We start from the raw sequence: 11604 nt of genomic DNA on the forward strand, positions 1-11604 counted from the left end.
AGTACCACCGTTCGCGCGACAAGGCCTTCCGGATCTGGCGGCAGGAAACGTGTGTCCAGATGGCGGCGTGACGTCGCGCAAGCCCCGTCCTGCGGTCAAACTCGTCTGGCCCTCAAACAACGTAACAATGCCAACACTGGCAGGCTACGAGGCGATGGCGATGATCAGGAAGGGGCAGGTTCAGGAAATCGGCGGACGAGACATGTAGGCCCAGGCCGAGTTCGTTGCCTCACTGTTCGAGCTGGCGGCGTGACATGGCCTGATCCGGGGCGCCTTCGCCCTCGTTCGGGGTCAGCCTCAAACGTCGCAACGGAACCCATCATGGAGCCTTCGTCTCAGGCGAACCGGCCAAACGGTTGTAGCGCACATGTTTAACGCGGCCGCCGCTCGCTTCCAGCCCGACGACCTGATTGTGCTCGCGTAGTACGCGCACGTCCAGCCAACTGCGGAACAACGTGCCGGGCACATGCAGCCGAAAGACGTCGCCTTGCACCGGCTCCACCTCCCAGAGTGGTCCAGTTGCCACCGGGCCACTAGCCTGTATCCAGGTCTTGCCCTCGGCCTCTGTCACAGTCCAGGTCGTTGCCATCTCCGGGCTGTGGTAGCTGCCGGTTAGTCCTTCTGGCAGGCTGTCGCCTGGCGTGACGCGGTGCCAGAGGCCAATTGTACCCGCATCCTGCTCGACCTCGACCGCATCCGGTCCCGCCGCCCGAAGGGCGAAGACGCTGCTGCCACGCGGTGACGCGAAGCGCCCATCCTCCATAGCCTCGGCGGTCACGGTCATGCCATTGGTGGTGATGGTCAGCTTGCCTTGATCGGACAGCGCCAACTCCAGCGTGGAATCCGTCTCCGGGTCCAGATAGCGGCCGGCCAGCTTCTCGACAGCCTCCCGCCCCGGCAGCGCCGGCACCGGGTGCACGCCTGGCCGCCCGTCCAGCACCGCGTCCAGCGCGCGATGTGCCAGCAGATTGGGATCGGAGGCGCCCGAGTTGGAGATGGCAATCACCGTCACCCCCTGCGCCGGCACGCGCAGGAACTCAGTACGGTACCCCGGCCATAGCCCACCATGGCTGATGGTCTCCACCCCCCGATATGGCCGCACCACCAGCCCGCGCGCATAACGGTTCACGGCGCCATTGGTGAAGGGTGTCTGCGTCGTCAGCCCGTCCAGCCAGACGGCGCCGATCCGGCGGGTGGTGAAGTTATGCCCCCATAACGCCAGGTCTTGCACCGAGGAAACCAGACCACCCTCGCCATGCAGCGGGAAGGCGTGCGGCGCGCGCAGCCAGCCTTTCTGGTCATCAGGAAAGTAGCCGGTGGCGAGATGCGGGATTGCTTCCTGCAGGTTCTGCGTCACTCGGGTATCGCGCATGCCGAGCGGCGCGAAGATGCGCATCTCCAGGAAGCTCTCCAGCGTTTCACCGGATAGGCGCTCGACGATCAGCCCCAGCAGCAGGAAGTTGGAATTGCTGTAAAGGAAGCGGCTGCCGGGCGCGAAGTTGAGGGTGCGCTGGCGGCAGATGCCATCCACCAGGTCCTGCAGCCGGATCGGGGTGCCGAGATCGGCGCCGCCATGTCGCATGATCTCCAGCATGTCGCGGATGCCGGAGGTGTTGTGCATCAGGTGCGAGACCGTGACGCGTTGCGGATACTCCGGCAGTTCTGGCAGATAGCGGCGCGCCTCGTCCTCCAGGGAAAGCTTGCCCTCGGCGGCCAGCATCAGGATGGCGGCGCACGTAAACTGCTTGGAGACGGAGGCGATGCGGAAGCGCGTCGCCGGCCCGATCGGCACGTCGTGTTCGACGCTGGCCAGGCCCGCATGACGGTGCACCGCCATGCGGCCTTCCAGCACCACGCCGATCGTCACGCCCGGGCCGTGCTGGCCCGCCCAGGGGGCCAGCAGCGCGTCCACACGACGTTCAAGCATCCGCAGATCCAGATCAGTCACAGCACGATACATCCTTTGTTCTGGCGTGTTCCTGGCAGTCTCAGGCAGCGCGCGCAGCCCAGCAGGCAGCACTGTGCCCCTGGCCGAGATCGAGCAGCAGAGGTTCCTCCGCCGCGCAGCGCGGCATGGCCAGTGGGCAGCGGGAACGGAAGCGGCAGCCTGTGGGCAGGCGCGCCGGGTCCGGCGGCTCGCCCGCCGGCGCCGCCACGCCCTGCCGCTGCGCCGGGTCATGCGAAGGCACGGCGGCCAGCAGGGTCCGGGTATAGGGGTGCTGCGGGTCGGCGTAGAGCGTCTCGCGCGGGGCGAGTTCAACGATGCGGCCGTAGTACATCACCGCCACCCGGTCGGCCATGTGCTCGACCACAGCAAGGTTGTGCGAAATGAAGACCATGCCCAGGCCACGCTCCGCCTGCACATCCTTCAGCAGGTTCAGGATCTGTGCCTGCACGGAGACATCGAGCGCCGAAACCGGCTCGTCACATACCAGCAGGCGCGGCTCCAGCACCAGGGCGCGGGCGATGCCAACGCGCTGCCGCTGACCGCCGGAGAATTCATGGGGAAAGCGGTCCGCATGCTCCGGCCGTAGGCCGACGCGGCGGAACACCTGGGCCACTGCGGCCTCGCGCTCCGCCCATGTGCCGATGCCGTGCAGGTCCAGCCCCATCCGAACCGAGCTGCCGACGGTGCGACGGGGGTCGAGCGAGGCCACCGGGTCCTGGAACACCATCTGTGCATGGCGGCGCAGCGCCTTCAGCTTCGCCGGCGGCAGTTCGAAGACACGTTGGCCCTCGATCTCGATCGATCCCTCGTCGGCGCGGCGCAGTGCCAGTAGAGTGCGGCCGAGCGTCGACTTGCCGCAGCCGGATTCACCCACCAGCCCCAGGGTTTCCCCTGCCCGGACAGTCAGGTCCACACCATCCACGGCATGAACCCAAGCCTTAGGCTTGCCCATGACGCCGGCACGCACGGGAAAGCGCACCACCAGACCGGCGGCCCGCAGCAACGGCACGCGGCTGGCGGCGCCGTCTACCGGACGGGGTTGGGGCACGGTCTCGCTCATCAAGACCACCCTGGGGGCGCTGGCTGGGCCGCCGGCGCGGAACCCTGCAGCCAGCAGCGCGCCTCCCGCCCTGGACTTGGCATGAAGGGGGGCGGCGTCTGCCCATCGCAGCGGGCCGGACCAGCCTCACGCCGCCCGTCGCAACGGGGCGCGAAGGCGCAGCCACGCAGCGGCCGCGTCAGGTCGGGGATGCCGCCGGGGATTTCCTGCAGCCGCTTCTGCACCGCACCCATCACCGGGGCCGAGCGCATCAACCCGCGTGTATAGGGATGCGCCGGGTCGCCAAGAATCTGCCCAACCGGAGCGTTCTCCACCACCCGCCCGGCATACATCACCGCCACGCGGTCGGCCATCTGGGCGATCACGCCGATATCGTGCGTCACCAGGATCAGCGCCGTGCCCAAAGCGCGGCAGCGCTCCCGCAGCAGCTCCAAGATCTGCGCCTGCACCGTCACGTCCAGCGCGGTGGTGGGCTCATCCGCGATCAGCAGGCGCGGCCGCAAGGCCAACGCCGTCGCGATCATGACCCGCTGTGCCTGACCGCCCGAGATCTCGTGCGGATAGGCGCGCGCCTTTTCCTCCGGATTGGGGATGCCAACGGCGCCCAGCAGTTCCACCGCCTCCCGCCAAGCATCGGTGCGGCTGCGGCCGCCGCGCAGCCGCAGCGGCTCCGCGATCTGGTGGCCGATGCGCATCACGGGGTCCAGGCTGGCCTTGGGCTGCTGGAAGATCATGGCGATGTCGCGGCCACGCAGCGCCGTCAGCGCCCGCGACCGCATCGCCAGCACATCCTGCCCATCGAACAGCACCTGGCCGGAGACGATGCGCCCCGGCGCGTCCACCAGCCGCAGGATGGACAGCGCCAGCACCGTCTTGCCGCAGCCGGATTCGCCCACGATCCCCAGCACCTCGCCGCGACCGATGGAAAGGTCGACGCCGTTCACCGCCCGCACGGCACAGTCGCCAGTGCCGAAATGCGTGCGCAGGTCGCGCACCTGAAGCAGCGGCGCTTCGTCAGACATCGCGCGGGTCCAGCACGTCGCGCAGGCCATTGCCCAGGAGGTTCATGGAGAAGATCGCCACGAAGATCGCGAGGCCCGGCGCCGCCACGGCCCACCAGGCGGTGAAGAGAAAGGAGCGGGAATTGACCAGCATCGCCCCCCATTCCGGCGTCGGCGGCTGCGCACCCAGCCCAAGGAAGGAGAGCGCCGCAGCCGAGAGTGCCGCGATGGGCGTGGCGTAGGAGAGGTAGACGACCAATGGCGAGATGGTGTTTGGCAGCACTGTGCCGATGATGATCTGCGCCTCGCTGGCGCCCAGCGCGCGGGCGGCCTCGACATATTCCTCGCGCTTCACGGTCAGGGCGACGGAGCGGATCAGCCGCGCATAGCCGGGAATACCGGCCACCCCCACCGCCGCCATGGCTGTCCAGAGGCTGGGGCCCAGTATCGCAACGATAGCCAGCACCAGCAGGATATAGGGAAAGGCAAGCAGCATGTCGGTGAAGCGCATGATGATGGTATCCGCCAGCGCTGAGCCGGCGCCGGCCACCAGCCCCAGCACGATACCGAAGCCGGCCGAGATGGAGGCAGCGATCAGGCAAATCAGCAGAAAGTAGCGGGTGCCGAAGATCAACCGGCTGGCCAAGTCGCGCCCTACCTCGTCGGTGCCCAGCCAGTTGACGGCGCTGGGCGGCTTCAACCGTCCTAGCGTGTTCACCGCCAGCGGGTCGTGCGGCGCGATCCAGGGTGCGAAGGCGGCACAGAACAGGATCAGCAGCAGGATGCCGCCGCCGATCCGAGCCGATGGGTTGCGCAGCAGCCGCCGCAGCACCCAGCGCCAGCCACCGCGACGATGGCGGGACGCGCTGGCCTCGACAGCGGGCAGTTTGTCGGCGGCCGCTGTTTCCGCCTCCCCATGCATCAGAGTCACGCGTTGTAATCCACTCTGGGGTCGATCCAGGCATAGAGCACGTCGACTAGCAGGTTGGCGCTGATATGCGCGCCGGCGCTGATCAGGATGATGGCCTGGGTCAGCGCGAAGTCGCGCCACTGAATGGCCTTCACGCCCAATTCACCGATGCCACGCCAGCCGAAGATGACCTCGATGATGAAGGCGCCGCCCAGCAGGTTGCCGAACTGCAGGCCGATCACCGTCATCACCGCCAGCAGCGTGCCCGGCAGCGCATGGCGCAGTATCACCGACATCTCCCCCATGCCGCGCGAACGTGCGGCGCGGATATGGTCGCGCCGCAGGATCTCGATCATGGCGGAACGGGCGATGCGCGACAGCGGCGCGGCCTCGATCAGCCCCAGCGTCAGCGCCGGCAACAGCAGCGCCGCCCCTCCCCGCGGCACCACCGGAATCCATTGCAGCCAGACCGCGAAGATCAGGATCAGCAGCAGGCCGAAGAAGAAGGCCGGCATGGAGATGCCGAGCAAGCCCACCGTCATCGCGCCCACGTCCAGCCAGGTATCTTTCTTGGCGGCTGAGAGGATGCCCATTGGCACCCCGATCAGGATGCCGATCAGCAGCGCGGCACCGGTGAGTTGCAGCGTGTTGACGAAGCGGTATCCGATTTCTTCCGAAACCGGTCGGCGCAGGCGGATGGATTCGCCGAAATCGCCGTGCAGCACATTGCCGGCATAGCGGGTGAACTGCACGTACCAGGGCTGGTCGAGCCCGTAGCGCTGCCGCATCGCGGCAATGGCTTCGGCGGCCTCCTCTTCCGTCGTCTGCCCCTCATACATGGCGCTGACCGCATCGGTCGGGATCACCGCCTGTATCATGAAGGTGACCAGCAGAATGCCGACCACCACTGGCAGCGCCATCAGCAGGCGGCGCAGAACATAGCGGCTCACCAGTCGCTCATGCGGACATCGCCGTTCAGCACCTGGTTCAGGTAATCGAACTTGTAGTTCTGCAGCCCTGCCTGGGTGATGGTGACCTGATGATTGGTCAGGATCGGCACCATCAGCCGCCGCTCCAGGATCGCCTTCTGCGCCTCGGAAACCACCTTCTGCCGTTCCGCCGGATCAAGGGTAGAGTCCACGGCGGTCAGGATGCGGCTCAGCTCTGCGTCTTCCGGCAGGTTGCGGCGGTGTCCAGGTGGGCGAAACAGGTTGGTCAGCACCAGAGGATCGCTATAGGTCCAGCGATTGAGGCCCATGTCCCAGCCCTCGCGCAGCAACGAGGGATAGAAGGTGCCCCAGTCGGCGGTGGAGACGCTGATCTCGATGCCGATATCGGCGAGGTTGCTCTGGATCACCGCCAGAGCCCTGTCGGTGACCGGGTTGGCGTAGGAGCGGATGGCAAACTTGGCCTCCTTGCCGTCCTTTGCCCGTAGCCCGTTCGGTCCGGGCTTCCAGCCTGCCTGATCCAGCAAGGCCTTCGCCTTGGCTGGGTCGTAGGGCGTGCCATACTGGCTGGCCACCGCCGGGTCATAGCCCGGAATGCCGAGCGAGAGCGGGCTGAGATCGACGGCGCCGTAGCTGCTGTAGGAGGCGCGCAGGATCGCCTCGCGGTCGATGGCATGGCTGATGACATCGCGCATCGCCCGATCGTCGAAGGGCGGCCGGAAGGAGAATTCGAGGAACAGGAGGTTCTTCGCCTTTTCGTCGATGACGACGGCGAAGCGCTTGTCCTGGCGCAGCCGCTCGACGGTATCGGTCTGCAATTCCGCCGCGCTCAGTTCGCCGGTTTGCAAGGCAGAGAAGGCGACGCCCTCCTCCGGCAGCACGCTGAGTGTGATCTGGTCGGCGTAAGGCGCGCCCTTGTTCAGCGCGTCTGGCCTCAGCTGCCGATAATGCGGATTACGCACGAAGACCAGTTCACTGCCCGCCGACCAGGACTTGAACATGTAAGGCCCGGTACCGACCGGGCGACGGCCGTATTGTCGGCCTGCCTTCTGCACCGCAGCGGGCGAGTTGAAGCCATAGGTGGGACCAGCCAGCAGGATCATCGCGGCGGCAAAGGGGCGGCTGAAGGTGAGCCGAAAGCTGAGCGGTTCCAGCACCTCACAGCTCTCTAACGCTGAGATCTGGCCCCGCACCGGCGAGGCTGTCTTTGGGTCGAGGATGCTGTCGAAGTGGAACTTCACCGCAGCCGCATCGAGGTCCGTGCCATCATGGAACTTGGTGCCAGGCCGCAGCTTGAAGGCGATCTGCTTGTTGTCCTCGCTAAAGGACCAGGATTCGGCGAGCCAAGGCTGTGGCTTACCCTCGTCATCGATATAGATCAGCCGGTCGTGCAGAAAATTGAGGCAGGTGTTGACGGTCAGCGACACGCTCTGACCGCTGTGGAGAGACTCCGGATCTTCGGTGAGTCGATACCGTAGCTCCTTCAGTCGTGCAGCGTTGCCGCGCCGCGGTAGGATGGCCAAGGAGGGGGCGGTCAGAGCACAGAGAGCCAAGAAGGTGCGGCGGTTTGGCATCAGCAACATTCTCCCTGATTCAACCAGGCCGTAGGAGGCAGGATGCGGCCAATCTCAATCGAAACCAAGCAAGAAACATACCATCAATACGATTCTCTTGGCCCATGGCCCCGTGCAGGCTGCTGCTCCGGCCTGGCGTTGCCGCTCATCGCTGCATGACTCCTGCAATGCGCGTTTTTTGATCAAACGCTCTACCGGGCTTCGGAAGCCCAGCATGCGCGGATCCCATCCTCAAGTCGCGCCTTTCGGAGAGCCCGCGCCAGTGGCTCAAGCAGCGTCCTGTTGATTGCCACTGAGAGCTGGGATCTCCCGCACTTTCCGTGCTGCTGGATCGTTGTCATGCCGCCTGGAGGACGCGAGCACGGAGGAGTGCAAGCCCGCGCGGCCGTACATCGTACGCTTGATCATCTTGAGCCGGTTGATTGGACTTCCCCGGGAGCACAGGGCCAAGCTGCACAGCACGGATGAGATCGACAAGATTTTCCGTCGTGATCTGCTATCCTGGCCTGGCACGGGTGACCGCGTGGCCAAGAGCCGGGCCCGAGGATGTGAGCCCGGCCGCGCAGCCTTCACCGTCGCTCCTCATTGGCGGCACCCGTGCGCCGCTTTCCCGGACCACGTGGTCGCCAGTTTCCGACGAACATCTCGTAGGCCTGCTCGGCCTGTCGTGCGACCTCGATCTCTCGGTCACGTAGTTCCTTGACGTTGTAGGCATAGGCCGGGCCGCGCTTGCTGCCCTTGCTTGCCGGTTACCCGGCCTGCAGCTCCATCGCGCGAAGCTTGTTGGCCACCAGCGCCGGACGCGCCCACTGGTAGTCGGTCTCGCGGGTTAGCAGGTGCCAGCAGAGCACGGCGAGCTTCCTGGCCACCGCCACGGCGGCAACCTAATGGCCCCGCTTGGCCCGGATACGCAGAAGGCCCGCAGTGGCCCGGGTGCCCTGGAGGCCGCCCAGGCTGCCTCGACCAGCAAGGCGCGCGCATGCGAGCGGCCGTGCTTGCTGATCCGGCCATGTTGCGCCAGCCCCAACCCGGATTGCCGTACCCGCGGGTTCAGACCCACATAGCTCACCAGCTTCTCGGAACTGGGAAAGCGCCCCAGGTCACCGATCGCCGCGACCAGCCCGGCCGCGACGATCAGGTTGACGCCGGTGATGGTCAGCAGCCGCTTGACCGCGGGATCGTCGACGACGGCCTGCGCGATGTCCCGGTTCAGCACCTCCAGGTCCTCTCCCAGGCGGTCGAGATCGCGCAGGTGCCGCTCGATGGCCACGCGTTCGTCATCTGGCAGCACCTGCTGACCGAGCCAGGTCCGGCCCAGCCGTCCGAACAGGTCAGCATGGGGACAGGGCGGCACCAGATGTGCCTGCAGGATGGCGTGCACCTCGTTCTTGACCCGGGTGCGGTGCCGCACGATTTGGTTGCGCCGCGCCACCAGCCGGCGCCGCCGCTCGGTAGCGGCATCCGGCACCCAGACCTCGGGCAGGAAGCCTGCCGCCCGCAGCGAGGCCAGCACACCGGCGTCGATCTTGTCGGTCTTGATCTGGGCGTGTGCGATCGGCTTGACCTGCAGCGGGTTGGCCACATCACCCGGGCCACGTAAGGGCTGAGCACGCGCACCACGGCCATCGCATTGCCGGTCGCCTCCACGACAACCTCGTCCTCGCGGCTCAGCGTTCGGCCAAAGCCCTCCAGGCCTGAAGGGGTCATGTGCACCCGTCCCGCTGGCCGAAGCCGGCCCGCCTCCCAGAACACCACCTCCGCGAAGGTGCGGTGGATGTCCATGCCAATCACACGTCCCATCTCCTGCTCCTCTCCAGTGGTTCGACGGGAGCCGTGGGCAACACGACAACTACGGATTCGCGCTCTCGGCGCAACCGGGTCGGTCGCAGGGGCGGCCAGCTACTAACGCGAGCTCTCGGTTCATGGAATAAATCGGCCTACCCACTGACGTGCTCCCGGTGTCCCTCGTCCCGGATGGTCTCACCCTACGCCAAGACTGAAGCCGTCTCAGCCGGATGAGTGGGCACCGCCACCCTCATACTGGTTACCAACCCCATCGAGCGGCTGAACGGCGAGATCAAGCGGCGCACCGACGTCGTCGGCATCTTTCCCAATGAAGCCGCCGTCATCAGCCTCCTCGGCGCTCTGCTCCTCGAGCAGTCCGACGAATGGGCCACACAGCGCTCTCGCTACATGACGCTGGAGATCATCGGCGCCGTGAGCGATACTGCCTCCGTCAGCTTGTCCGCCGCGGCCGCCTGACACTGCGGCTCAGCCCGCTGAGGAGCACCCCTCCTACACCACCAGCAGGGACACGACCCAATGCCGTGCAGCCCTATCATCTGTCCAGGTTTTGAAAGGCGCTATTAGGCACGTTCCAGCATTGTGCTGTGGCTGGCGCGAGGTTCCCGTGCGGCTGGGTCGTTCCAGATACCTTCCTAGCCCTGGCGTCGAGCGCTCCAGCAAGCCAGCTTGCCTCATCGCAGAATCTTTACAGGAGCTAGACCATGGCAAACGAGCCGCGTGGCGGAACAGGACCAGGGGGTGGAGCCGCGTCCCCGACAAGATCGTCGGCAGGACGTTTCGGGCTGTCCTGGCCGGTGATCGGCGCGCTCGCGGCCGCTGTCATCCTGCTGATCCTGGGCTGGTCCCTCGCCTTGTCCCGTGGGGGGCGCCTGCATACTGCGGAGGAAACCAGTCAGGCGCGCGGCCTCCGCGTCGCGGAGCTTGAAACGACGCTTAGCCAGGAACGCCAGGCAGCGGGCGATCTCGCCACCCTGCGCCAGCAGGCGGAAGCGACCCGCGCCGCCGTCGCGGCGGCCGAGGCGCGCCATCACGAGCTCACGGCCAATATTCCTCCAGCCGAAGCACGCTTAGCCGAACTGACCGCTGCCGTGGGAAGCACCGAGACGCGCTCCACGGAACTGAGCCAAGCGGCGGAGGCGGCCGCGGCGCAACTGGCCGCGCTGCGGGCGGAGGTCACAACGGCCGAGGCCGGTCTGGCCGAGCGCCGGGCAGCGCTGAGCCAAATCGGAACGCAGCAGGAAGCCGCCGCCAACACCCTGCGGCAGGCTGAGAGCCGCGCCCTCGAGCTCACCGCAGCCGCTGAGGCGGCACAGAGCCGCGTTGCTGCGATCGCCGCCGAGGCGGGCCAGGCGCAGCAGGGCCTCACGGCTCTGCAGGCGGAAGCAGCCGCCGTGGAAAGCCGCGCCCAGACCCTGCAGCAGGCGATCTCCACCTCCGAGCCGGAGTTGGCCACGCGTCAGACTGCCTTGTCCGCCGCCGAGGCGCGGCTGGCCGAGTTGGCGCGCGCGGCCGAAGCGACCGCCGGGAACGTGCGGGCAGCGGAAATCCGCCTGGCCGAGCTGACCAACACGGCGACGGCCGCCGAGGCACGCCTCGCAGAACTGCGCAACGGCACGCAAACGGCCGAGGCGCGCCTCGGCGAGGTGAATACACGTCTGGCCGCCGCGGAGCAGAGCGCGGCGCAGACCACCCGGGGTGCCGCCGAGATGGAGGAACGCGCGGCGGCCTTGCGTGCGCAGGTCAGCGAGGCAGAGGCAGCCCTGGCCGGGCGACAGCAGGCGCTGGCCGCGGCGGAGCAACGGCTGGCTTCTCTGCAGCCGGCGATCCGGCAGGCCGAGGCGGACCTCAATGCTCGCCGGACCGAGCTTGACACAACAACGGCCCGCATCACGGAAGCAAACCGTGGGTTTGAGGAGGCGGCTGCCCGCGTCCGTACCCTGGAGAGCCGGGCCACGGGGCTGGAGGCCGACCTGGCCGCGAACAGCAGTGGGTTGGAGCGTCTGCGGGCGGAGGCCGCCGGGCTGGAGCAGGCCGTCGTGGCACGGCGGCAGGAGCTTTCCACCTTGGATGCCGAGGTCGCTCGCCGGCGTGCGGCGCCGTAAGCTGGATCGAGGGCGCTCGGCCTTTCAGCGGAGGGGCAGCGCGTCCCGCGAGGTGGCGCTCTTCGGATCATGAAAAATGGTAATCAAAAATGGTAATCATTGCGCAGCCCTAGAACTTCGTGCGGCCACGCCTGCAAGCCCAAGGGAAGGCGGCGTGCCGGAGATGATCAGGAGGCATTGTCACGTTGTTTGATGGCCAGACGAGTTTGACCGCAGGACGGAGCTTGCGCGACGTCACGCCGCCATCTGGACACAC

Annotated in this window: 8 protein-coding genes and 2 pseudogenes; 3 read left to right on the forward strand and 7 right to left on the reverse strand. The window is 66.9% G+C overall.

Going from position 1 to position 11604, the window contains the following annotated elements:
• Window positions 1-208: hypothetical protein (locus tag EBE87_RS30070; RefSeq protein WP_233553373.1), on the forward strand; the 208-nt coding region annotated here is incomplete at its 5' end.
• Between the two features lie 111 nt (window positions 209-319).
• Here the strand turns inward: EBE87_RS30070 and EBE87_RS26340 are convergent.
• The 7 genes and pseudogenes from EBE87_RS26340 to EBE87_RS26370 form a co-directional block, all read right to left on the reverse strand.
• Window positions 320-1927, reverse strand: a complete 1608-nt coding sequence (locus EBE87_RS26340; protein ID WP_233553374.1) for a serine hydrolase domain-containing protein — start codon at window positions 1925-1927, stop codon at window positions 320-322.
• 61 nt (window positions 1928-1988) lie between these two features.
• The gene (locus EBE87_RS26345; protein ID WP_120640109.1) at window positions 1989-3008 is read right to left on the reverse strand and encodes an ABC transporter ATP-binding protein; all 1020 of its coding nucleotides are present in this window, start codon (window positions 3006-3008) and stop codon (window positions 1989-1991) included.
• A complete protein-coding gene (locus EBE87_RS26350; RefSeq protein ID WP_120640113.1) occupies window positions 3008-4030 on the reverse strand; it encodes an ABC transporter ATP-binding protein in 1023 nt (340 codons plus the stop codon). Before EBE87_RS26350 ends, EBE87_RS26345 begins: the two co-directional genes overlap by 1 nt.
• Entirely contained in the window at window positions 4023-4931 is a 909-nt protein-coding gene (locus EBE87_RS26355; protein WP_233553375.1) for an ABC transporter permease, read from the reverse strand. The genes EBE87_RS26350 and EBE87_RS26355 overlap by 8 nt, the downstream gene beginning before the upstream one ends.
• A gap of 5 nt (window positions 4932-4936) precedes the next feature.
• On the reverse strand, window positions 4937-5869 hold the full coding sequence (locus EBE87_RS26360) for an ABC transporter permease (protein WP_120640110.1): 933 nt from the start codon (window positions 5867-5869) through the stop codon (window positions 4937-4939).
• A complete protein-coding gene (locus EBE87_RS26365; RefSeq protein WP_158600999.1) occupies window positions 5866-7440 on the reverse strand; it encodes an ABC transporter substrate-binding protein in 1575 nt (524 codons plus the stop codon). The genes EBE87_RS26360 and EBE87_RS26365 overlap by 4 nt, the downstream gene beginning before the upstream one ends.
• A gap of 569 nt (window positions 7441-8009) precedes the next feature.
• Window positions 8010-9222: pseudogene (locus EBE87_RS26370) on the reverse strand (IS110 family RNA-guided transposase).
• Window positions 9223-9486: 264 nt separating this feature from the next.
• Between EBE87_RS26370 and EBE87_RS26375 the strand changes: the two are divergent.
• Together EBE87_RS26375 and EBE87_RS26380 are read left to right on the forward strand one after the other, a co-directional pair.
• Window positions 9487-9702 (forward strand): annotated as a pseudogene (locus EBE87_RS26375) (transposase); the annotation flags it as partial.
• A 338-nt stretch (window positions 9703-10040) separates the two neighbouring features.
• A complete protein-coding gene (locus tag EBE87_RS26380; RefSeq protein WP_120640112.1) occupies window positions 10041-11348 on the forward strand; it encodes a coiled-coil domain-containing protein in 1308 nt (435 codons plus the stop codon).
• The last annotated feature ends 256 nt before the right edge of the window (window positions 11349-11604 follow it).

Origin of the sequence: Teichococcus wenyumeiae, from assembly GCF_003696345.1 — a bacterium.
Lineage (GTDB): Bacteria > Pseudomonadota > Alphaproteobacteria > Acetobacterales > Acetobacteraceae > Pseudoroseomonas > Pseudoroseomonas wenyumeiae.

Bases quoted from the DNA above. Each gene is read 5' to 3' on its own strand.
- EBE87_RS26340 (WP_233553374.1), bottom strand. From the start codon at position 1,927: ATGCTTGAACGTCGTGTGGACGCGCTGCTGGCCCCCTGGGCGGGCCAG.
- EBE87_RS26345 (WP_120640109.1), bottom strand. From the start codon at position 3,008: ATGAGCGAGACCGTGCCCCAACCCCGTCCGGTAGACGGCGCCGCCAGC.
- EBE87_RS26350 (WP_120640113.1), bottom strand. From the start codon at position 4,030: ATGTCTGACGAAGCGCCGCTGCTTCAGGTGCGCGACCTGCGCACGCAT.
- EBE87_RS26355 (WP_233553375.1), bottom strand. From the start codon at position 4,931: ATGCATGGGGAGGCGGAAACAGCGGCCGCCGACAAACTGCCCGCTGTC.
- EBE87_RS26365 (WP_158600999.1), bottom strand. From the start codon at position 7,440: ATGCCAAACCGCCGCACCTTCTTGGCTCTCTGTGCTCTGACCGCCCCC.